A 22788-nucleotide genomic window follows, 5' to 3' on the forward strand; every position below is an offset into this window, starting at 1 on the left:
CGGCCCTTGAACCCGCCGGGGCGCTTTTCGCGAGGATCTACAGACTCTTGCGGGCGGAGCGCTCTCTCGACGGAAGGTCCGGCTCGGCCTGCCGCGCGCGCAAAGATATTCCTCATGACGCCTTTCGGGCGAAGCCCGGCGAAAGGCGGGGCGCAAAGCGCGCTCCGGACGGGACAGAAACGAACCGATGTTTTTTCATATCGATGCGGACGAAGGACATAGAATCATCGGCTGGGTCGCCCCCGACGATCCCGCGCAGACTCCAAAGATTCTCGTCAAGGTTCAGGATCAGGAGGAATTTGCCCTCGAAGCGGATATCCTGCGCCCCGAAGTGAGGGATCTGGGACTTCATCCGACCGGAGAGGTGGGGTTTGAAATCACCAATCTCATCGTGCCCGATCTCGAGAACATAGACGACGTGGAGTTGTTCGACGCCGTCGAACGCATTCCGATCTACCGGCGCTTTCCCCCCGGCCGCTTCATCGAGCGCAAGCTGTTCCTGTTCGATTGCTCGGTGATGCCGCAGCGACGCATCATAAATGCGGCGTCGCGGCGTTTCGCCCTCTGCTACACCGCCGCCGAACATTATCTGCCGGAAACCATTCACGTTTTGATCAACAATAAATCCGCGCGATCGCAATTTCTCGCCGGACGCCCCAATTTCAGTCGCGTCTGCCAGCATTTGCGCAGCGCGGAATATCTCGTCGCGGCGATGCTGCGCGATCCGTTCACGGAGATGGCGGAGCGCCTTCTGGTGCTGAAGCTGCTCTCCCGCCCCAATTCGAGCCATTTGCTGAAAACATTCGTGACCGGCGTCGAACCGCTGGTCGATTTCGCCCGCGATCTCAAGATCGACGAGCACAGAGCCGTGCTCTCCGCTTTCCGCAACTGCACCGACGCCCAGCGCATGGCGCTCGCCAGTCCGATGGTCAAGACCTTCGGCTGCAACCCGGAGGAAGCGCCCGATTGGCCGCATGTATCGCGCGCCCTGGAGAATCTCGCCACGATGGACGTCGTAGGAATGGAGACGTCCTACCCTCTTTTCAGAAGCCTTTTGAACGAGGCGGTGGGGACGGAATTCCTGCGGGACGAGGCGAGCGAGACTTTTTCGAGCGTCAGCTCACTGGCGCAGATTCTCGCGCGCGTCGGACTGGCGGCCGATCTTCTCGAGCATGATATCGCGCTTTACGAGGCCGCGCAGGAGTCGATCCTCGCCGCGGTGGAGGGAGGCTCCGAGGGACCCGCGCCAAACGGCGCTCAGATCATCTGATCGCTGAACGCCGCGCCGATCAGCATGCAGATCGCCCAGAGGACGGCGAGTTCGCAAAACAACAGTACCGTCGAGACGAACACCTTCGGCGTGGCGGGCGCTTCCGGCAGGGTCGGCTTAACCACCACCACCAGATAAAGCACCTGCTTTTCAAGCTCCTGCCGTGCTTTCTGATAGGACGTCTGCGCGATTTGATAGAGCGTCTGCGCGAATTGCTCTTCGAGTTTCAGGCGCTCGTAGCCCGCAATCTGCGCGGAAAGCGCGTCGCTGGCTTTTTCGCTGGTGAGCTTGGCTCTCGCTTCGGCTATCTGCTTGTTGATGGTGGCGAGCTTCGCCCGCTGTATGCGCTCGCTGGGCGAATCGGGAGAAAGCGCCCCCGTGAAGGTCGAAAGCTCGGCCTCGAGGTCGATCTTTTCCAGCGTCAGCTTGCCGATGACCTCGCTTATGCTCGCGGCCTTCGAGGTAGGATCGATGAGAAGATTGGCGTTGCGGAACTGCAGCAGCTTCTCGCGCGCGTCGGCGAGGCGCTGGCTGCTCACGGAGACTTCCTGGTCTGCGCGCTTCAACGCGTCCTTGCGGCCCCGCAGGGTTATCTGATTGACGAGCGCCTCGCTGAGCCGCACCAGGTCGTTGGAGAGGCGCAATGCGCTCTCGGGGCTGTAGGCGTCGACCTGGACGGTCAATATGCCCGACATCGACTCGACGCTCGCGGTGATATGCTTGGCCCAATATTTCTGGAGGTCTTCGATATTGGCGCCGCGCCGCAGACGCGAGAAATAATCGACGTCGTCGCCGGAATAGATGCTTTCGAAATAGGCGCGACCGCCGATGTCCGCGATCATGGCGCGGCTCTTGAGATAATTCAGGACGATATAAGTGTCCTGCGTGGTGCTTTTCGAGCCGCCCGAAAACTTGCTGATGAGAGAGGACATCGTCGAGGAATCGCCCATGGCGGCGACCTTCTGCTCGGGAGCGGCGCGCACCGTGAGGCGCAACTCGACGGAATAGCCCCTCGTTTCCCACAGCAGCGCGTAAAGCCACATGACGAAGGTGGGCAGTATGACGAACAACAGGAAAGTCTTTGCGCCTAACCCCATGCGCGAGACGGCGGGCTCTAGCGTCCTCCCGGTTTGGGCGGCGGCGCCGGCCACCGCCGGAAGCCGGGAGCGTATGACGGCAGGCAGGTTCCTGGACAGATTCGCAACGTCCGGCGAAGCGAACAGGCTTCGCAGGCTCGCCGCCCACTTTCCGATCTTTTGGCTGAAAAGATTTATCCCGGTCATTCGCCCGTTCAGCTAACGGCTCGCGCCGTCTGTCCCAAATGCGCCCGCGCCTGCGGCGGCTCCGCAAGCGCAAGCGCGCCAGCGTCGTTCACCGCGGCTTTGATAGACGAGGAACGTCCATCTGAACAGGAGTTGGGATCAAACTGGGGCCAAAGGATGACGCGGCCGTGACTGCAGCCGCGCGATCACGCCAGCGCCGGGATATGTGCGTATAAAGACATCGCGGGATTGAAATAGGGATCATTGCGGATCGTTCCCCGCCATTTGTCGATGAAATAACCGCGCTCGGCGGCGTAGGTTTTCTGCAGACGGAAAGCGGCTCCGCCCCGACTCGCGGACTGATGGTGCATCAGCGCCGCCCGCGTGTCGCAGATCGTGCGCCATCCTCGCCGCGAAAGTCGCAAGCACAGATCGATGTCGTTGAGTTCGATGGGGAGATTTTCGGCGTCGAAGCCGGAAACCGCCTCGAACTTGCGCCGCTCCACCATCAGACAGGCTCCCGTGACCGCCGAAGCCTCGTGAGGATGAAGATTCATGCCATGCCAGCCCTCTTCGGCTGCGCCCAGCTCCGAGCCGAAATGGCCCGCGACGCCGCCCATGCCGAGCACGACGCCGACATGCTGGACTCTGTTGTCGGGGAACAACAGCTTCGCCCCCACGGCGCCCACATCCGCCATCGACGCGAACTCCAGCATCGACTCGAGCCATCCCGGCGTCAGCGCCGTAGTGTCGTTGTTGAGGAACAGAAGAAACTCGCCGCGCGCCTCCTGCGCCGCGCGATTGCATATGGCGGAGAAATTGAAAGGACCGGGCGCGGGCAGAATCCGGACGCGCCGGTCGCGGCGCAGGGTCTCGACGAAGAGGCGATGCGTCGCCGCCTCTATGCTGTCATTGTCCACCACGATGACGTCGAGATCGGGATCGGTGACCGAACTCAGTAGCGAATCGAGACAGGGCCGCAGCAGATCCGCGCGGTCGCGGGTCGGGATGATCGCGCTCACCCGCGCCTTCGGCCGCCTTTCAGGCGAAGCCGGGCGCGCAGGCCGGCGCGGCTGGGGCGCCGCCCCCAGACGGAAAAGAATGCGCGCGATGCGACCCACGGAGGATACTTCCGCACGAGCCAGCAAATCGTCGAGCAGACATTCGGGCGTTCGCGCCAGCGAATCGGCCTCGCCTCGCAACAGCGCGCCCCGGAACATCGCCGCCCGGCCCACATAGGGCGAAACGGCGTTCAGAACCGGACTCCAGCCCGGCTTGAAACATGGCGCCCCTTGCGGCCCGGCGTCGCAATGATCCGCGTAGGCTATGGTCTCCTGCGGGTTTCTCGCGAAATGCTCGACGAAACAGGCGAGCCCGTGAGGCGGGAACTCATCGCCGGCGCGCAGGCTGCAAAGGAGATCGTTCGAGACCTCCGGCGCGCCGTCCTCGATTCTGGTGAAGCGCCCGTCCCCGAGCGAGGCTGCAAACCCGGCCGTTCCGCCCTCGAGCAAGACCCGCCAGCGTGGATAGGTTTGTTCCAGAAACGAGCGTCGGCTCGCTTCCACCGCCGCCGGGGTCGCGCCCTCGACATGCAGGACGATCGTCGCGACCGGGGCGCTTTCCCAGTCGGCGCGAGGGCGGTCGACGGCTCCGTCGGACCGGCGGTTTCTCTCCCGGCTCCAGGCAGGATAGCCGGAAACCTCCTCGCGCCCCAGCGCCCAGCGGAGATTGAGATCGGCCTCGTCGTGCAGGCCCACCATCCGGGCCGACAGCGAGAAGAACATGCGTTTCGGCGACGCCAGCGCCTTGCGCAGCGAAACCCCCAGCGGAACCGGGCCTATGGAAAGGATGCGGAAGTCGAATCTCCCGATCCGATCGGTCGGGCAGATCCACAGGGCGGCGAGGTCCGGCGGCGCGCGTCCGAGCCATATCGCTTCGCCCTCGCAAGGCGCGGGCGCGAGAACGTCCTTCCGCGAGCCGTCGCGCATCAGGAAGCGCAGTATCGGCCGCACCGGCTCGTCGTAGAGACTCGCGGCGTAGCGCATGGCGATCCAGCGGCCGGGCTGAAAATCCGCGATCGAAGACAGTCGCAACCAGGGTTCCGCCGACGTCGCTTCGGGCCCGGATTCGCCCATTGCGACGTCGCGTTCCGGGATGAGCGCCAAGCCAGTCTGGTCGCAGGCCTCCACGCCGATCATGTCATTGCTTTTGTCGATCATTGTTCCTGCATGGGCGCCGCCGGGGCCAAAAAAAGCCCGTCAGGCCTTCTTGCCGTTTCGGCCGGCGATAAAGAGGCCGAAGGCCAGTGCGCCGGCGAGGCCGAGCAATACGAAGGGCAGCTTCCTCATCGGCGCGCCGCCGACCGAGAAGGGAAAGCGCGCCTCCCAATGCTGGCCGCTCGAATCCTCCACCGTCACGACCCCCACATAACTTCCGGCCTTGTCGAAACGATGAGCGAAGCTGAAGGTGCCGTTGGGATAGACCTGCGGCGCGAGATAGGCGATCGTCGGACCATCGGCGGCGCCGCCGTCCGCGGTTTCTTCCCCCTCGCGAAGAATACGGAAGTCCGTCTTCATCCCGCGCAGCTCGTCCTGCCCGAAGTCAAAGACGAAGGTCGTGTCTCCGACCGAGGGCGCGTCCTCGCAGAATTTTTTTCGCCCGGTCCCGGGCTGATAGCCGGAAAAATAGAAGAAATCAGGGCCGATCTTGAGGACGCACTGGTCCTGATCATAGCCCAGCGACCCCCGGGCAGTGGCGTCGGTTATCCTCGAGTAGAGGCCGAGAGAAATCGTGGCCGTAACCACACACACGACAAGAAGATCGTTTAGTTTCATTGGCCTGCCTCCGGTCCCAGCCTCTCGCGTCGCCGGTTATTTTTCAGCGAGTATAACAAGCCGGGAGAAAGGCGGTAGCAGGCATGTTCAAGCTTCCGCCCGAAGCGGGCGCATCAACAGAGAATCTATGGCCCCTTCCACGCTCAGCCGGTTGGTGAGGATCGCCGCCACCGCTTCGGCTATGGGCATTTCGATCTGTCTTTCGCGCGCGACCTCCACCAGCGCGGAAGCGGTGAAGGCGCCTTCCGCGAGCTTGCCGTGATTGGCCTCGCGCGGCGTTTCGCCGCCGCCCAGCGCATAGCCGAGCGCAAAGTTGCGCGATTGGGCGGAACCGCAGGTCAGCACCAGATCGCCCAGGCCGGAGAGGCCCATCAGCGTCTCCTGGCGGGCGCCCCAGGCTTCGCCCAGCCGGCGCAGTTCCGCGAAACCCCGCGCGATGAGGGCGGCCTGCGCGCTGGCCCCCAGCGCGCGCCCGGCGGCCATGCCGCAGGCGATGGCGAGGACGTTCTTGGCCGCGCCGCCGATCTCGACCCCGCGCAGGTCGGTGGAACGGTAGAGCCGGAAGGTCCTGGTGGAAAGCTGCTCGCAAAGATGCTGCGCCAGGGCGTCGTCGCCCGCCGCCAGCGTCACGGCGGTGGGCAACCCTTTGCAGACATCGCTGGCGAAGCTCGGTCCCGACAGAACCGCGACCTCCGCCTCGGGAGCCTCCTCGGCGACGACCTCGCTCATGAATTTGAGCGTGTCGCGCTCGATGCCCTTGGCGCAGGTGACGAAGGCCGCGCCCTTGCGCAGATAGGGGCGCGCCTGCCGGACGACGGACCGCATCGCCTGCGCGGGCACGACGCCGAGGACAATCTCGGCCTCGGCGAGGTCGGAGAGATCGGCGGTCGGCGCGACGGCGGGCGCAAGGGGAAGGCCCGGCAAATGCCGCCGGTTTTCCCGGTCCCGCGCCAGCGCCGCTATATGGGCGGTGTCGTGTCCCCAAAGGGGCACGCGATCGCGTCCCGCCGAGGCGACATTGGCGAGCGCCGCGCCCCATGCTCCGGCGCCGAGAACGAATACCGAGGCGCGGCTCATCTTGCTCCAATCCGCTGGTTGTCGGCCCGCGCCCAGAGCCGCTCGAAATTTTCGCTGAAGCCGCGCGCGAGCTCCGGACTTTCGACGACGATCAGGTCGTTGTCCTGATATTCCTCGCCCGAAACGCTGAAATTGGCCGATCCGCTGCGCAGGATGCGCCGGTCGACGGCGAAGGATTTCATGTGCATGAGATCCCCCGATCGGCGTTTCTGGCGCAGCTCGACATTGGGCGTGGCGGAAATGGCCGCCACCGCATGCTCGGAATGGGCCATCTGATCGCCGTCGAGATAGACGCGGATATGGACGCCCCGCATCGCGGCGCGGCCCAGCGCGCTCACCACCGCCCGGTCGCTGAGGACATAGGCGGCCATGTCGATGGAGGATCGGGCCTCGTCGATCAGCCGTGCGTCGATCGAGCCGATCCCGTCTCCCGGACCATAGAAGGCCCGCACGCCCGCAAAAGACGGCTCTTTCGAGAGCGGGCCGGAGGCCGGCGGCTGCGGCGTCAAGGCCAGCGCCGTCACCGCGGCGGCCAGTCTGGTTCGCATGGCTCTCTCAGGCCTTGCCGTGATGCGCGGCGCTGAAGCTGGCGTCGAGAGGCCAGCGCGGGCGAGGCGCAAAACCGAGATCGTCCACGAGGCCGAGCTTGAAACGCTCCAGCCCCGCCCAGGCGATCATCGCGCCGTTGTCGGAGCAGAGCTCGGGCGCCGGAGAAATGAAGCGCAGCCCCGCCTCCGCCGAGAAACGCGTGAGCGCGCGGCGTATCGCGCCATTGGCGCCCACCCCGCCGCCGATGACCAGCGCATTGGGGCGGCAGTCCTCTTCCGCGAGAAGCCGCAGCGCCGAGCGCACGCGATCCACCACGATATCGACGATCGCGGCCTGGAAAGAGGCGGCGATGTCCCTCTTGTCCGTGTCGGAAGGCTCTTCACCGAGGCGCAGCAGCTCCTGCCGCACGGCGGTCTTGAGCCCGGAAAGGGAGAAATCCGCTCCGGGCCGTCCCAGCATCGGGCGCGGCAGATTGAAGCGCTGGGCGTCGCCTTCGGCGGCGAGCCTTTCGATATGCGGCCCGCCGGGATAAGGCGCGCCCATCATCTTGCCCACCTTGTCGAAAGCTTCCCCGATAGCGTCGTCGATGGTGGAGCCGAGGCGCTGATAATCCCCGACGCCCCGCACCGCGACGAGCTGGGTATGGCCGCCGGAAACGATCAGGGCGAGATAGGGGAAGTCGGTGCCGTCGGTGAGGCGCGCGGTAAGGGCGTGGGCCTCCAGATGATTGACCGCGATGAAGGGCTTTCCGGCCGCGAGCGCCAGCGCCTTGCCGGCGGTCAGCCCCACCAATATGCCGCCGATCAATCCCGGTCCGGCCGCCGCCGCCACGGCGTCCACCGCGCCGAGGTCGATGCGCGCGTCGGAAAGGGCGCGCGCCACCAGACGATCGAGCACCTCGATATGGGCGCGCGCGGCGATCTCGGGCACGACGCCGCCATAGGCGGCGTGGCGGGCGATCTGACTCATCACCTCGTTCGAGAGGATTTCGCCGCCCCCGCCGCCGAGCTTGTCCTCGACGACCGCCGCGGCGGTCTCGTCACAGGTCGTCTCAATGCCCAAAACGCGCATTCGGGTCCCCCTCGCGCATGGAAGGGCCGATTCTGCGCCCGCGCGATTCTTTTCCAACCTATAGAGTGTTTTCGGGCGAAGTGGATACCGGTTCGCGCGAAGAAAACACGACCAAACCGGGACTCTCTACCGCATGAATGGGGAGGGAAATAGGCGGCGAGTCTTTTCATGTTTCCATGGAAACTGAAATGACTCTAGCCCCGCCGCGTGATCGCCAGCGCGGCGGCGCTCGCCGCCGTCAAAAGAAGCCAACCGAAGACGAAGCTTCCCGAAGCGTCCCGCAGCCAGCCGAACAGAGGCGGCGCCAGGACGACGGCGATCTGGTTCACCGCCATGACCAGTCCGATCATGAAGCCGATCCGCCCCGGCGGCGCGGTCTCGCTGACCAGCGCGATCCAGGGGCCATACCAGCCGAAGCCGAAGAAACCGAGCCACAGCGCCAGCGCATAAAGCAGCGCCGGCGAAGCCGCCGGCAGCGCCACATAGGCCGCGGTTCCGGCGACGAGGGCGGCCATGCTGGCCTGCAAAGGAAAATAACGGCCGTGGTCGCTGTGGTCGCTCCAAAAGGCGAGCACGATGCGTCCCACGGCTCCGGCGGCTTGGGCGGCGAAAAGCGCAGCGACCCCGGTTTCCGCAGGCAGGGCGAAACGATCCCGCACATCGAGCGGCAGATAGACGCTGAGCGCAAATTGCAGCGAAACCAGCGTGACGCCGGGAAGAAGGATGCGCCTCATGCCCGGCAGGCGCAACAGAGCGAGGCGTTCGCTCAAGGGCGGGAATTCCGCCAGCCGCGGCGCGCCCTCCGCCGGCGCCCGATAAAGAGCCGCAAAGCTCAGGCCCCCGAGCAGCGCCACCAAGGCGCCGAGAGCGAAAGCGCCGCGCCAATCCCGCAGCTGCGCGACCGCGGGGAGAATTAGCGTCCCCAGCGCCGCCCCGAGCGGCAGGCCGGCCTGGCGAACGCCCATGGCGAGGCCGCGCTGATTGGGCGCGAACCAGGAAGCCACCGCCTTCCCGCCCCCGGGCTGAACCGAGGAATAGCCGATGCTGGCGACAACCAGACAGGCGAGCAGCGCCGTATAGCTCTCCGCGCGCGAGGCCGCGAAGATCGAAGCTGAGACCATCGCCGCCCCGAGACCGACGATCAGGCGCTCGCTGAAACGGTCGAGCAACTCGCCGGCGACCAGCAATCCGATGATGGGCGCGAGCTGGGCCGATGAACTCAACAGGCCGATTTTGGCGGCGTTCAACCCCATGGCGCGTTGCATCTGAGGTCCCAGAGCGCCGAGCCCCTGCATGAGAAAACAGCCGGCGACCTGGGCCCAGGTCGCAAGCGCGAGCGCGGTCCAGCGGTAGGGATCGGCAAGTTTTGTGATCGCCGGGGTGTGGGTCACGTCGTCTCCTCGCCGAGGGCGGGTATGCAAGGGCCGAGCCCACCGCAACGACGCCAGAAGACCCCGACAAAGGATACCCATAATCAATCCGTCGGGGCCGAGCACGGGGACGATTTTCGCCTATGACGAGGCTGGCCATGCGATAAACGAATACTATCCGACTGGCGTCGTGGCCACGGAATATGTCGGGCTTAAAGATTGGGGAATCACGAGCTGGGCGCAATACTACTGCACAGATTGAGTTCGCTGATTCCTAACATGAAAATCTCCAACTGAGTTTTGCCAAGCCAAGGTTAGAACAGCAAGCAACACAGCCCCAATAACGCCCACTATAACCGCGCGCCACACGAAGGTAAGATTATCGATTATCGGCTTCTGCTCTGCAAGCTTTGTGTTTATACTTGCTTCCAAATCTCTCATTTTATCTGCTAAACTTTGCAGCGAATATATCTCTTTACTCATTCCGCTTATCAGATCACTACTTATGTCGTTTCGCGCTGATCCTCTGAACAGGTATTGCTCACCAGACCGATGATCTAGGTCGCAAAACCAAATTTTGAAGACAGCGTCTCCCTCACATATTTGCACTTGAGAAGGGCCAGCATTATATACTGCGTAGATCAGCTTGCCCTCGTAGCCCGGATCAACGTGGAACCCGGAGACATTAATCAAGCCCTTGAACTTGACTCCGGTACGCATTGATATGAAAGCCATCGCGTTGTCTGGGACATTTACAGCCTCTCGGGAAAGAAGGTATGCAAACTGCCCAGGCGGTATGATAAAAGCTTCGCCTGCTGACAAGAACGTCTTTTTTTGCTCTTTCCCTGCCGCACTCTCGGCTGTGCGAAAGTAACAGTTTCCCATGCGCAAGTTGTACGCGTTCACGTCAACCTGATCGATAGAAAAATCACTTACTACGGCGGGGTTCGCAGCAAGTTTCTCGCCGCTCCAGAAGCTCATCCTCGTTAGTCCATAATATAAAATTGCCTATCGGCAATTTCTTTGCGGCGCACTTTGATAGCTGACGATAAATTCAGATGCCGTTCTGCAGAGATAGTGAAAACCCATTTCAGGATGTCTTCGTTTGCAGTTCGTGCGAGCAATAAAAATTCTTCCAAATGGTCTATCTTTTCACACGCGTCGGCGAACCGACCTGCGGCATCCGCGAGGGAGAGCGTTTTATCGGTTTGAAGGCTCGAAGACGGCATAGTTGATGCCGGTTTCTTCAGACGTTGATTGAGCGAGTTGGCAGCGCTGAGACAAATGAGAGCCGCGTCGACAATGGTCCGATCAACCGGTTTTGTCTCAGCCGAGCCACGAGCAAGCCGGCCAACATATTTCGCAAAATGCAATCCATAGTGCTTCAGGCGGTCGGGCCTGGGCATGTTCAAAATGTCCGAGTGATTCCGCTGGTCATGGCGGAATTGCTCTTGCTGCCACGGAGTTAGGTCGTCCGTTAAGAGCACGTCGCTCGCATGCAGGCGCAATGACATCATGTGATGGCCCTCCCTTCCGCCTTGGGACTGCTCATGCTGCCCCAAGAGCCTCCCGGAATCTGTCGCTCTGTTCTCGGTTCACTTCCATACAACCACCTTGCCCAGAATCCCTTAGGTCCAGACAAAGTTTCTTGTGGATAGGCGAGACATGTTTCTAAAGGTCCTGCGATAATATCCTCCATAAATTTCCCCATTAAAGAAGGATTCCAGCCAAATGAGATCCCAAGAGCGCGAGGTCGAGAAGTTCATCGGGCATATCGCCGCACTCAGGTTCGATGACGTTTTCAACCCTTATTCCGACGTTTGCGTTGCTCAGGATATTCCAGATGCCGCGGGAATTCGAAGGCGCAACTTATCTCTGGTTTTAAACGCAGCGCTCACCCATGGCGTTGAGTCGATTTGGATCGCGCGCGATCTTGGCTACCTTGGCGGCCGGCGCACCGGCCTCGCTTTAACCGATGAAGCCCACCTCGGCGCACATGCCGATTTGTTCGGGGGTGCCTTGCCGCTGGCTCGGGCGACCAAGGGGCCTGCAGTAGCCGAGCGAACTGCAACGATTGTTTGGCAAGTTCTAAACGAACTTCAACGACCTATCTTCCTTTGGAACGTGTTTCCACTGCATCCACATCAGGCTGGCAACCCATTTTCGAACCGCTGCCATAGCCGCTTCGAACGCCAAGCCTGCCGACCGTTGTTGATTTGGCTTTTGGAGACCTTACGACCAAAATCCATAATCGCGATTGGCCGCGATGCAGAGCGGGGGCTCGCTGAACTGGAAGTCAGCGCCGAAAAAATTCGTCATCCGAGCTACGGTGGAAAAAGGGAGTTCGTAGAGGGGATGCACTCTCGCTTTGGGTTGGCGCAAGGCAGACGACTACTCTGATGCGCGTTATGCCGCTTGCGCTAAGCCAGAACGCATCTGACTCGAGCATTGTCGGCCCGGAGTTCGCGTGCAACGCCGTTCGCGAAATCTCGAACACTCATGAGAAACTGCCTATCTCACCATCCGCCCCGGCCAGGAAGCGGCGTTCAAGTCGGCACCGGCAGAGGCCGCCCGCTAATCGGCGCGACGCCGGGCTTTCGCGCAATCGAGTTCCGGCCCTGTATCGAAGAGCCGCGCCGCCATCTGCTGTTGGTATGGTGTAGGCTTCCGGCGATCTGAACAATGCCCGGAATGGAAGGTGCATCCTTTCCCTCTGGTCACGCATTTTTCGAGCTCGATCATTTGAGAAGACTGACCAACAGAAAGAGCGCCGCATCAGATAACCGGAGTCCAGAGCGATCTTCGCGCGCCTTATTGCTTGCCGCAAGCGCCGTTGCTCCTATAGTCGCGGCGAAAGCCGCGTCACCAGAACGGATATTGCATGACCACCCCACCCCTACGCATCGGCACGCGCGGCAGCCCGCTCGCGCTGGCGCAAACCCATATGACCCGGGCTTTGCTGGCGCGGTCGCTGGGCGTCGCCGAAGACAGCATCGCCATCGAGATCATCCGCACCACCGGCGACGTGATTCAGGATCGCGCGCTATCGGAATCGGGCGGCAAGGGGCTTTTCACCAAGGAGCTCGACTCCGCGCTGATCGCCGGAGGCATCGACCTCGCCGTTCATTCCTCCAAGGATCTGCCGACGCATCTGCCCACGGAGATTATCGTCGCGGGCTATTTGCCGCGCGAGGATGTCCGCGACGTCTTCATCGGCCGCGGCGGCATGAAACTGGCGGAGCTGCCCCAGGGCGCGACGGTCGGCACGGCGTCGCTGCGCCGCGCCGCCCAGGTCAAGCGCCTGCGGCCCGACATCAAGACCGCGCTGCTGCGCGGCAATGTCGAAACAAGACTGAAAAAGGTGGAGAGCGGCGAATTCGACGGCACGCTGCTGGCCTATGCCGGGCTCAAGCGGCTCGGGCTCGCCGACAGGGCCACAGAACTTCTGCCATTGGAAAGCTTCCTGCCGGCCGCCGGCCAGGGCGCCATCGGGATCACCTGCCGCGCCGACGACGCCAAAACCCGCGCTGCGCTCGCCCCCATTCTGGACGCGGCCACGGGTTTTGCGCTCGCGGCGGAGCGCTCCTTCCTCGCCGTGCTCGACGGCTCCTGCCGCACGCCGATCGCCGCCTACGCCCGGCTGGAAGGCGAGAATCTGGTCTTCTCCGGCGAGGTGCTGCGCAGCGACGGCGGCGAGGTTTTCTCCTCCAGCCACAGCGGGCTCCCCGTGGACGCCGCCCTGATCGGCTACCATGCCGGCCACGACATATTGCGCCGCCTGCCCCACGGCGTCGCGGGGCTGGCGTGAGGCGCGTCCTCGTCCTTCGTGCGCGCGACGATGCCGGGCGCACGGCGGCGAGGCTGCGCGAAATGGGCTTCGAGCCGGTTCTTTCCCCCGTGCTGGAGCCGGCGCGTCTCGAAGTCTCTCTTCCCGAGGGGCCTTTCGACGCCGCGCTCGTTACCAGCGCCAGAGGCGTCGAACGCCTACCGCCGCCCAAGGATCTGTGGGAGACGCCGCTCCACGCAGTCGGCGCGCGCACGGCGAAAGCCGCAGAGGCGCAAGGCTGGCGGACCTATATCGTCGCCGGCAAGGCAGCGGCTCTGCTGGCGCTTCTCAAGGCCCGCTATCGCGCCCCGGCGCGCTTCCTTTATCTCGCCGGACGAGACCGCAAGGAGGATCTGGAATCCGGCCTGCGCGCGGCGGGGCATGAGGTTGTGGTGGTGGAGACCTATGAAGCGCAGGCGGCGAAGGCGCTGTCTGCGGAAGCGCTTGCCGCCATCGCCGGCGGCGAACTCAAAGCCGTGTTGCATTACTCCCGGCGCAGCGCCGAGATTTTTTTGGCCCTCGCGCGCGAGGCCGGTGTTTTGGAGCGCCTGCGCGAAGTTCCGCAGCTTGCGCTTTCCGCCGATGTCGCCGCACCACTGGAGCGCGAGCTGGGCGTGAAGCCGCTCATCGCCGCCACGCCGGACGAGAGCGCATTGCTGGGATTGCTCGCGACGCTGAAGCAAGCTTGAGCGATCTCGACCGTTCCGCCCGCCCCAAACGCTCATAATATCAACTATCAGCCCGTGAGCCGGTCACCGCGCCGTCACCATAGGCTTCTATAGGCGCTCCCTAATCGACGAAGAACAATTCGAGGCGGGGGCTGATGAAACATATTTTGCGCCACGGGCTGCTCGGCCTTGCCGTGGGAGGCGCAGTCTTCGCCTGCGTTCCGCCTGCGGGCGCGGCCGTCACAGGCAATCTTCTGGTCAACGGCCACGCCGAGGCGCATCTTTGCACGGACGACTGGACTGCGCAGACGCCGACGCCGGGCTGGACCGTCGTTCGGGGCGCGGCAAGCGTCGCGTGCTGGTCGGGTTTTAGCTACATGAACGAGGTTCCGGTCCTTCCGACGGGCGGATCGCCGGGCAAGGCGCTGTTCGCTTCGCCGGGAATCGATACGTCGATCGAGCAGATCGTGGACGTCTCGGCCGCTGCCGAAGCCATCGACAAAGGACAGGTGGCTTTTTCGCTGTCGGGCTGGCTCGGCGGCTGGCGCGACCGCCCCGAGCACGCCGTGCTGACCGCGATCTTCCTCCATGACGACAGGCGGGCTGCTGGAGCGCCGGTCGTGGTGGCCGGCGCTGGCCCCGAGGCGCGCCATCAGAAGACAGCGCTGCTACAGCGCGCCGCGCAGGGAATGGTGCCGCCGGGCACGCGCCAAATCGCCGTCAGCGTCGATTTCCCGAGCGGCATGAGCTCGTTCCAGAACGCTTTCGCCGACAATCTGAGCCTGACGCTCTCGGGCGATGTCCGCGCGCTGGCTGCGGCGCCGCCGCAAGAGCCGAAAGAGCCGAAGGGCATGACGCCGCCGCTCGACCATGTCTATGTCGTGATGATGGAGAACACGAACTACGCCGACATCGTGCATGACGACGGCCGCTCCGCTTCGATCGATGAGCGCATGCCGTTCCTGGCCTCGCTGGCGCGTCGGGGTGTGCTGCTGACGGATATGTGGGCCGCCTACCATCCGAGCGATCAGAATTATGTCGCGATGGTCGCCGGCAATACGTACAAATTTGGGCCGGTCTATTACCCCAACTATGATCTGTCGGCGACGCATCTCGGCGACCTGCTCGACGCGCAGCGGCGCTCATGGAGCGCCTATGTCCAGAACATGAAGGCGCCGTGCAACCTCAATAGCGATCCGTCGGGCGCCGGCTGGTATGCGCCGGACGACCAGCCGTTCGCGCAGTTCCACAATGTCATCGCCAACCCGGCCCGCTGCCAGGCGACGATGCGCGATCTGACCGATTTCCAGGGCGCGATCGCGGCCGGCGGCAAGCTCCCGAATTTCGCATGGATCGCCGCCGACGGGTGGTGGGACGGCGAAGGCGCTTGGCAGGACAACTTCGACGTGGGTGTGTCGTTGCAGCGGCAGGACCAGTTCCTGCAATCCACATTCGCCCCGCTTCTGGCGTCGCCTGAATGGAGAGGATCGCGCTCGCTGCTGGTCGTGACCTGGGACGAGAGCCTGGGTTGGGGCTGGCCCGACAACCACATTGCAACGGTCCTGGTGGGCTCGCCCGGCCTGCTGCGCGAGGGCGCGATCGATCGCACGCATTACGACGCCTACGGCGTGCTTCGCACCATCGAGTCCGCCTTCAGGCTACCCGGCTTCGATCGCTTTGACCGATACGCTACGCCGCTGAATTCCGTGTTCAAGGACGAAGACGAGCAACGGCCTCATGCCCGCCCGGCCAACCCGATCCCCTCACCGGCGCTGGCGACGCGTGGCGCGATCGCCGAGACCTTCGGCCGGGTCGCGACGCCCGCCTCGGCCGAGCGCGGGCAGAAGTTCGTATTGATCGCCCCGGACGACATCGCCAATACGGCGGCCGTGCTGGCGCCGCTCGGCCGAGCGCCGGATGAGGACGCTCCGCGGTTCGCGTTCGACGCAAAGGGAGCCGCGACCATCCCGACCGAGGGCCTGGCTCCGGGCTATTACGGCGCCTGGCGTGTCGATAGAGCCGACGGCCGGCCAGTGCGCGCGCCTATCCCACTGCGCGTTCTTCCTTCGCCGCAGGTCGGTCCGCGCACGCCCGGGGTCGAGATCGTCGACGCCCCCCGGGCCGACGGCGGGACCAAGGCGATCTTCGTGCGCGAGGGCGCCAACACGCTGGTCCGCTACTGCCGCCCCAACAATGCCGCTGCGGGCGATGCCTGGATCGGCGTCTTCCCGGCCGGAACGACGCCGGATCAGCTGACGCAGGCGAATGCGCTCAGCATCGGCTATTGGCTGAAGACGCCGGCAGAGGGCGGCGGCCCGTGCGGCGAGGCGATGGCTTCAGCCTCCGAACTACCGGTGAACGCCGTCTACAATATCTACTTGCTGACGAACACCGGCGCCGCCGGCGTTCCGATCGGCCGCAGCGACTCCTTTACCGTGACGCCGGCGCTGCCGCACTGAGCGCCGCTAGATGTGAGCGTTTCCAGCCGAAGTAGATTCGGCGTGGGACACGCGTCAAAACAAAAGCTTAGAGCGTATTCATGTTTCCAGGAGACATGAATGCGCTTTAGTCGCCGGCAGGCCCTGAATCCGTTACGATTGGGGCTCTTTTTGCCGCTCCGGCTGAGAGACCCCGGCGCCTGGGCAATTTACCGGTCGGTACGAGGTGTCGATTCCGATTTTTTCCTCGACCGCGCTGACATCTTCCGATGCGCCGATCGGGCGAACATAGTCGCCGCGCCAATCGATATTGGCGGCGAGCGGCTGATCGCTTTCGGGATAAACCGATTTGAGCCCCAAGAGGCTCGGAATCCTGACCAGCAGAACGGTGGCGAGCCGATAGGCCAAGGTCTGGCTGTTTTCTATCGGTTCGCCCGGATCTGGCGCGAAAGGGCGATCGGGCGCAAAGCGAACTTCCGACAAATTCTGGAGTTTCAGGCCGTTTTCCTCGGCGCGCGCCGCCATCCACTGCAACGCGTAATCAGACAGGCCATGCTTTGTCTCATAGCCCCCGCCGACATTCGAATGCACTCCGGGGAACCATCGCTGCGCATAAAGCGGGAAACCGAATTCGGCGACGTTCTCTTTGTTCCGCGAAAGATGATGATCGGTAAGGACGATAGGGGTCGGTCGGAACGGCCATCTGCGTTCGTCGGCGGCCATCGCGTGATAAGCCGCGTCGACGCTCTCGCTCAGCGTTACGTCGTGGAATCCCGTGTTGAATAATGCGTTGAGCAAGCGGCCGAAGATTTCGCCATAAGGCGCGCCGAGCGCGCCGACCGTATCCCACACGCCCAGGAACCGAATCTTGTTGGGATAGGGATGGCAATATTGTTGGCGGAATTTTATCGATTCAGCTCCATGGGGGCTCCACGCCTCGGTCTTGTCCTTGTAGTATTTATAGGCGACCGAGACCAGAGGAAGGTTATAACGATAAAGAATCCCAAGATTATGAATTAAACCCGCGATGCTTCTGGCGGTATAAGCGCCACGGCTGAAGCCGAATAAATAAATATTGTCGCCAACCTCGTAATTGCTGACGATAAAAGAATAGGCGTCTTTTATGTTTTCTGATATGCCGAAACCGAACGCACCGCCGATGAATTTTTCGTCCTCCCGGCGTGTGCCGACGCCCGCGATGTAATGCGCAAGCTGAGGATTTCCGTCCTTGTCCGCAAAATCCATGGCCTGAAGCATGCGAAGGACGTTTGTGCCCCGCTTTGTCGGCTCGTTCCAGGTTCCGTCACAAAATATAACGATACTTTTGGCCACGCTGTCCTCCGGCAATAAACGAAATAGCTGAACCCGGCCGCTCACGCTCGCGATTGCTGGCCGAACGGCCGAAATCCATCGAGACTGGAAAAAGAGCCTGAACCCAGGCTATCAGCCTGTGCAGAATTGGCAATCCCCTGGAGCAGGCTCCCAAGAAATGCGAAACGGTCTTTTGGAAGAGAACGCACCAGATCAAAGATCTACGGAACGCGTTCGACAGAGTTTGGCCCGAACACGCTGGGGAACGTGGTAATTCGCCGTGATCCACGAACAATCCGGCGCAGGCACGCGCTACGGTTTTTCTATTCCGACCTCTGTGGATTTTACCACCGCGCGGACTTCGTCGCCGACCTTCAGTCCCAATTCCTGCAGGCTGCGGGCGGTGATCACGGAACTCAGGGTTCCGGCCGAGGTCTCGATTTCCACCTCGCACACGGCCGGACCCGGAACGATCTCCTTGACCTTGCCCTTCACATGGTTTCGTAGACTTGTCGCCATAGTCGATCTCCATCAGGCTTGGGGCGCCCACAGGCTGCAAGTAGAGCCCCGGGCCCGGCGATCCAACCTCCTGCAATTCGGGGAGAGGAGCATCCGGCCGGCAGGCGGGACGCCGTTCATCGAACCTGCCCCAGCCCTTGAATCCGGGATGGTCGGCGCCCCAATAGACAATGCTGTTCATGATCGACGGCGCGCCGGCGTTGCTGGCCCGAAGCCTTGGACGACGCGAACATCACTCCATTGGCCACGCGGTCGCTTCTGCGGATCACGAAGCGATCTCGCGGAAACCGTGCGATAGCGCTTTAATTACACTATAGCTCGACCGCGCGCGACGTCCGTTCGCTCAGCTTCCGCGCCCCTACTCCCCCGCCAGCGCGCGCCCGATCAGCACCAGCACCGGCCCGTCGAGGCTTTCCTGCGCCATCCTGCCCGGCAGATCGGCGATGGTCCCGCGGATGACCTTTTGCTGCGGCGTGCTCGCGCGCTCGATCAGAAATGCGGGCGTCGACGGATCGGCGCGGCCAGCGGGCTGGAAAGAAAAGATTGGCTCCACAAGAACAATATGCGAACATACATTGAGGAGTATTCTCATTCTCCCAGCGTTTCAGCAATGTAATATTGAGTGATTCCGGCGATCGGCGAAACCGGCGCAGACCTTGAAAGGTGAGAGATGAAGGTCGCAGGACTGTTTGCGGGGATCGGCGGTCTCGAATCGGGTCTGGCGTCGGCCGGGCATGAGGCGATCATGCTCTGCGAGATTTGGGAGCCCGCCCGAGCGGTGCTGTCCGCGCGGCACCCGGATGTTCCGTGCGAAGCCGATGTGGCCGGGTTGCGAAGCCTGCCGGACGATACCGAAGTCGTCGTCGGCGGATTTCCGTGCCAGGATCTGAGTCAGGCGGGACTGACGGCGGGCATTACGGGAACACGTTCGAGTTTGGTGGGGCACGTGTTCCGCCTCCTCGATCAGCGGCGCGCCCCCTGGGTTGTGCTCGAGAACGTCTCGTTCATGCTTCACCTCGACAAAGGGAGAGGACTTCGCACATTAGTCGAAGCATTTGAGGAGAGAGGATACCGCTGGGCTTATCGGGTGGTGAACTCTCTCGCTTTTCTTCCCCAGCGCAGAGAGCGTGTTCTGTTCGTCGCTACGACGACCGATATCGACCCTGCCGACGTGCTTCTTGCCGATGAGGCCTTCACAGAGGATCGAAAGACCTCCCTGTCGACCCATGCGCACGGTTTCTATTGGACAGAAGGCATACGAGGCTTGGGGTGGGCGCCTGACGCTATCCCGACCCTAAAGAACGGCTCCACCGTCGGCATAGCTTCGCCACCCGCAATACTGCTCCCTAACGGCCGAGTAATCACGCCGGACATCCGGGACGCCGAGCGGTTGCAAGGCTTCGACGCCGACTGGACGGCTCCGGCCGAGTCGGTTGCGCGCTCTTCGCAGCGTTGGGCTCTGGTCGGAAATGCGGTAACCGTTCCCATGGCTGCGTGGATAGGAGCGCGACTGGCGAAGCCCGGCTGTTACGACCGCGCTCGGGACAGAGATCCATCATCTGACGGACGGTGGTCGAAAGCGGCGCGCTTCGATGGCAAGCATCGGCTCCGGGTTGAAATCGGGAGCTTTCCGGTTTGGAAGGAGCGCCCGCCCCTTTCCGAGTTTCTGCGATTCGAAGGAAAACCGCTCTCCGCCAGAGCTACTCGGGGCTTCTTGTCTCGAACCGAGCGCGGCACTCTACGGTTCGTTCCCGGCTTCAAAGAGCGCCTGGGCCGCCATCTTCTGAGAATGGAGGCCGATGCGCCCACCGCAGGGACTCGGCTCATACCACCTGTCGCCGCCGAATGAGATCATTCGCGCCTGTCGATCCGAAGCGCAGCCTGCTTATGGGCCGGATCCGTCAGCGTGGAACCAGCGCGGAGCTTATCGTCGGGTCGGCTTTGAGAGAGTTGGGAGCGTCGTATCGGCTCAACGTGCGTTCGCTGCCCGGCTCGCCGGATTTCGCCAATCGCCGAAGAAAATGGGCCGTTTTTGTTCATGGCTGTTTCTGGCACCATCATACCGGCTGCCGTCGAGCGACAATCCCAAAAACGAACGAAGCATTCTGGCGCGAGAAATTCGTATCGAACCGATCACGCGACGCCCGAGCGATAAAGGTTTTGAGAAAAGCCGGATTTCGGGTAGCGATCGTTTGGGAATGCCTGACTTCCGACCCCAGCCGTCTAAGGGCCAAGCTGTCCAATATCCTTGAACCGAGTTGAGTAGATATGCCCGAGACGGTCGATCATGGACGCATAGTGATAGATTTCGCCCGGTTGTGGAGCTGGAGGCTCCGTAACCAGCCTGGCGGGGGCGCCGTCGTTCGCGCAATCGATTACCACGATCGACAACGCATCATAGCCTGTGTCGCCAGTCTTCGATCTCCTCGGTAGCTGACGGATTTTTTCGATCGCCAATTGGGCGTCGCGCGGCTGATCGTGAACGCTCCACTCTGGACTATGCCGTCGATTTCCTTTGTTGAGATCGGGGCTGAGATAATTGCTGGCAATATTGACCATGGTGAAACCGGCGGCGATTGCCTGGTCGCTCGCCCCATGAACGGTCAGATGCGACGAGTTCAGCTCGTCATAAAGGCGCGGAAGGGCCCGCTGATGCGCCGTCATGCAAGCTTTGGCTTCCAGCGCCATCAGGACGCTGCCTACTGGAGCGCGGCGCAGAGGAGGAAGAGCCTCCATCTCGGCCTGCTCCTTTTCAGTGAGGTCGATGCCGTAATCACGCGAAATAGACTGCAGCGTCTGGTCCGCCAGCCTGCTGTCGACGCGGGAGCTCGTGCAGAGAACGAGATCGAGATTCTTCTTCCGATCGTGAGCGAAATCTCGCATCTCGTGGTTGATCCCGAAATTCACGATCCCATTCGCGACGTGACGTTGCAGCAAAGGGTTCAACCGCAGGAGGTCGAATATGATTCCCCAGCACGCAACCTTAGAATGGTGATCGCTGCGGGAATGATATTGCCAACGGTTTCCGTATCGATCCTCCCGCGTCGTTTTAGAGAGAGTGCGGACGAGTATCTCCGGACCAAACATCTCGAGTCCTGACAGCGAATCGCGAGCGGCTTAGCCTCCAGTTTTAGGACGCCCCACCTCCCGAGTCGACAAGCACCCAAGTTCCATCGCCCTCCCCCGCCAGCGCGCGCCCGATCAGCACCAGCACCGGCCCGTCGAGGCTTTCCTGCGCCATCCTGCCCGGCAGATCGGCGATGGTCCCGCGGATGACCTTTTGCTGCGGCGTGCTCGCGCGCTCGATCAGAAATGCGGGCGTCGACGGATCGGCGCCCTCTGCGATCAGGCGCCTCGAGAGCTCCGGCAGGGTCCGGTTGCCCATATAGACCGCCGTCGTCGCGCGGGCGTCGGTGAGCGCGCTCCAGTCGAAATCCTCGGGAAAAACCCCGTCCTTGGTGTGGGCGGTGATGAACTGCACCCGGCGGGCGGTTTCCCGGCTGGTCAGCGACAGGCCCAGCGCGGCCGCTCCGGCCAGCGCCGCAGTGACGCCCGGCACCACCTCCACATCCAGCCCGGCGGCGCGGATGGCCCCGATCTCCTCATTGGCGCGGCCAAAGATCATGGGGTCGCCGCCCTTGAGGCGCACCACATTCTTGCCCTCGCTCGCGAGTTTCACCAGAAGGGCGGTGATTTCCTGCTGCTGCACCGAAGGCGCATAGCCGCGCTTGCCCACATTGATGCGCTGGGCTTCCCGCCTCGCGAAATCGAGCACGCTCGCCGGCACCAGATCGTCGAACAGCACGACATCGGCGCCCGCGAGCACGCGCAAGCCCTTCAGCGTCAGAAGCTCCGGATCGCCTGGCCCGGCGCCGACCAATGTCACGCGCCCGCGTGAGGGAGCGTCCAGGGCTTCGCGCGTTTCAGCCAGCAGCGCTTCGCAGTCCTGCTCGGTCGGCTCGCGCGCGATCTGCGCAAAGGCGAGCCGCGCAAAGCGGCGCCAGAAATCCCTGCGCGCGAGAAAATCGAGGCCGGAGGCCAGAATTTGGGGGCGCCAGGCCTTGGCGGCGCGCGCCCAACCGGCGAAGGAAGCGGGGGCCAGGGTCTCGAGCCGCCCGCGCACCGCCTGCGCGAACACCGGCGAGGCGCCGCCGGTGGAAACGCCGATGACCAGCGGCGATCGGTTCACGATCGCCCCCATGATGAAGTCGCTCATCGCCGGCCGATCGGCCAGATTAATCGGAACCCCGGCGGCCTTGGCGAGATTGCGAGCCTGTTCGGCCGTGACGTCGTCGAAGACCGATCCGAGAACGATCGCCGCGCCTACCAGGTCCTCCGGGGCGAGATCGCGCGCGAAGAACGAGACATTGGCGCGAGCAGCTATGATGTCGCGCATTTTTTCGCTGGCTTCGGCGGCAAAAACGCAAACTTCCGCGCCCGCGGCGGCGGCGAGGTCGGCTTTCCAGGCTGCGCCCTCCGAGCCGCCCACGACGACCGCCTTCCGGCCCTTGAGGTCGAGGAAGACCGGCAAGGTCTCCAGCGGCGCCATGAGATCGGACGAGATTTCGTCGGGCTTGCGCATCAATTCGGCTT

General features: G+C 63.0%; 21 protein-coding genes. 7 read left to right on the plus strand and 14 right to left on the minus strand.

The genetic code is table 11. The annotated features are described in order from the left end of the window. Positions 1-187: 187 nt before the first annotated feature. Positions 188-1270 (plus strand): hypothetical protein, encoded by a 1083-nt coding sequence (locus H2LOC_RS05450; RefSeq protein WP_136495464.1) that lies wholly within the window; start codon positions 188-190, stop codon positions 1268-1270. Here the strand turns inward: H2LOC_RS05450 and H2LOC_RS05455 are convergent. The 9 genes from H2LOC_RS05455 to H2LOC_RS05495 all read right to left on the minus strand — a co-directional run bounded on the left by H2LOC_RS05455 (position 1258) and on the right by H2LOC_RS05495 (position 10950). After that, complete coding sequence (locus H2LOC_RS05455) at positions 1258-2553, minus strand: KpsE/RkpR family capsule polysaccharide export protein (RefSeq protein WP_136495465.1); 1296 nt, start codon at positions 2551-2553, stop codon at positions 1258-1260. The genes H2LOC_RS05450 and H2LOC_RS05455 overlap by 13 nt on opposite strands. Before the next feature lie 185 nt (positions 2554-2738). Beyond that, entirely contained in the window at positions 2739-4751 is a 2013-nt protein-coding gene (locus H2LOC_RS05460) for a glycosyltransferase family 2 protein (RefSeq protein WP_136495466.1), read from the minus strand. Between the two features lie 39 nt (positions 4752-4790). Then, entirely contained in the window at positions 4791-5366 is a 576-nt protein-coding gene (locus tag H2LOC_RS05465) for a hypothetical protein (RefSeq protein WP_136495467.1), read from the minus strand. 87 nt (positions 5367-5453) lie between these two features. After that, complete coding sequence (locus H2LOC_RS05470) at positions 5454-6443, minus strand: NAD(P)H-dependent glycerol-3-phosphate dehydrogenase (protein ID WP_136495468.1); 990 nt, start codon at positions 6441-6443, stop codon at positions 5454-5456. Then, positions 6440-6991 carry a phospholipase D-like domain-containing protein gene (locus tag H2LOC_RS05475; protein ID WP_136495469.1) on the minus strand — a complete coding sequence of 184 codons (552 nt, stop codon included), beginning with the start codon at positions 6989-6991 and terminating at the stop codon, positions 6440-6442. Before H2LOC_RS05475 ends, H2LOC_RS05470 begins: the two co-directional genes overlap by 4 nt. Positions 6992-6998: 7 nt before the next feature. Next, a complete protein-coding gene (gene tsaD / locus H2LOC_RS05480; protein ID WP_136495470.1) occupies positions 6999-8063 on the minus strand; it encodes a tRNA (adenosine(37)-N6)-threonylcarbamoyltransferase complex transferase subunit TsaD in 1065 nt (354 codons plus the stop codon). Between the two features lie 194 nt (positions 8064-8257). Then, on the minus strand, positions 8258-9454 hold the full coding sequence (locus tag H2LOC_RS05485; RefSeq protein WP_202620527.1) for an MFS transporter: 1197 nt from the start codon (positions 9452-9454) through the stop codon (positions 8258-8260). 225 nt (positions 9455-9679) lie between these two features. Beyond that, positions 9680-10414, minus strand: coding sequence for a dCTP deaminase domain-containing protein (locus H2LOC_RS05490; protein WP_136495472.1), 735 nt, complete (start codon positions 10412-10414; stop codon positions 9680-9682). Positions 10415-10419: 5 nt separating this feature from the next. Then, positions 10420-10950 (minus strand): hypothetical protein, encoded by a 531-nt coding sequence (locus H2LOC_RS05495; protein ID WP_136495473.1) that lies wholly within the window; start codon positions 10948-10950, stop codon positions 10420-10422. 214 nt (positions 10951-11164) lie between these two features. On the opposite strand from H2LOC_RS05495, the gene H2LOC_RS05500 reads away from it, so the two are divergent. The 4 genes from H2LOC_RS05500 (at position 11165) to H2LOC_RS05515 (ending at position 16386) form a co-directional block, all read left to right on the plus strand. After that, complete coding sequence (locus H2LOC_RS05500; protein ID WP_136495474.1) at positions 11165-11833, plus strand: uracil-DNA glycosylase; 669 nt, start codon at positions 11165-11167, stop codon at positions 11831-11833. A 481-nt stretch (positions 11834-12314) separates the two neighbouring features. After that, complete coding sequence (hemC, locus tag H2LOC_RS05505; protein WP_136495475.1) at positions 12315-13241, plus strand: hydroxymethylbilane synthase; 927 nt, start codon at positions 12315-12317, stop codon at positions 13239-13241. Further along, positions 13238-13948, plus strand: a complete 711-nt coding sequence (locus H2LOC_RS05510; protein ID WP_136495476.1) for a uroporphyrinogen-III synthase — start codon at positions 13238-13240, stop codon at positions 13946-13948. Before hemC ends, H2LOC_RS05510 begins: the two co-directional genes overlap by 4 nt. A gap of 134 nt (positions 13949-14082) precedes the next feature. Beyond that, positions 14083-16386, plus strand: a complete 2304-nt coding sequence (locus H2LOC_RS05515; protein WP_136495477.1) for an alkaline phosphatase family protein — start codon at positions 14083-14085, stop codon at positions 16384-16386. Between the two features lie 132 nt (positions 16387-16518). Here H2LOC_RS05515 and H2LOC_RS05520 read toward each other — a convergent pair whose 3' ends face one another. The 3 genes from H2LOC_RS05520 to H2LOC_RS05530 all read right to left on the minus strand — a co-directional run bounded on the left by H2LOC_RS05520 (position 16519) and on the right by H2LOC_RS05530 (position 18787). Beyond that, on the minus strand, positions 16519-17697 hold the full coding sequence (locus H2LOC_RS05520; RefSeq protein ID WP_154331584.1) for a DUF2235 domain-containing protein: 1179 nt from the start codon (positions 17695-17697) through the stop codon (positions 16519-16521). 291 nt (positions 17698-17988) lie between these two features. Next, on the minus strand, positions 17989-18195 hold the full coding sequence (locus H2LOC_RS05525) for a TOBE domain-containing protein (RefSeq protein ID WP_136495479.1): 207 nt from the start codon (positions 18193-18195) through the stop codon (positions 17989-17991). Positions 18196-18553: 358 nt separating this feature from the next. Further along, positions 18554-18787, minus strand: coding sequence for an SAM-dependent methyltransferase (locus H2LOC_RS05530; protein WP_202620528.1), 234 nt, complete (start codon positions 18785-18787; stop codon positions 18554-18556). 78 nt (positions 18788-18865) lie between these two features. Between H2LOC_RS05530 and H2LOC_RS05535 the strand changes: the two genes are divergently transcribed. Then, positions 18866-20044: a DNA cytosine methyltransferase gene (locus H2LOC_RS05535; protein WP_136495480.1), complete on the plus strand. Its 1179-nt coding sequence runs from the start codon at positions 18866-18868 to the stop codon at positions 20042-20044. Continuing rightward, a complete protein-coding gene (locus H2LOC_RS05540) occupies positions 20041-20457 on the plus strand; it encodes a very short patch repair endonuclease (RefSeq protein ID WP_136495481.1) in 417 nt (138 codons plus the stop codon). Before H2LOC_RS05535 ends, H2LOC_RS05540 begins: the two co-directional genes overlap by 4 nt. Here H2LOC_RS05540 and H2LOC_RS05545 read toward each other — a convergent pair. Both H2LOC_RS05545 and cysG read right to left on the minus strand, forming a co-directional pair. Next, entirely contained in the window at positions 20419-21102 is a 684-nt protein-coding gene (locus H2LOC_RS05545; RefSeq protein ID WP_202620529.1) for a hypothetical protein, read from the minus strand. The genes H2LOC_RS05540 and H2LOC_RS05545 overlap by 39 nt on opposite strands. Positions 21103-21325: 223 nt before the next feature. Beyond that, positions 21326-22777 (minus strand): siroheme synthase CysG, encoded by a 1452-nt coding sequence (cysG, locus tag H2LOC_RS05550; RefSeq protein ID WP_246207000.1) that lies wholly within the window; start codon positions 22775-22777, stop codon positions 21326-21328. Positions 22778-22788: the final 11 nt, after the last annotated feature.

The organism is Methylocystis heyeri (assembly GCF_004802635.2).
Classification (GTDB): Bacteria; Pseudomonadota; Alphaproteobacteria; order Rhizobiales; family Beijerinckiaceae; genus Methylocystis; species Methylocystis heyeri.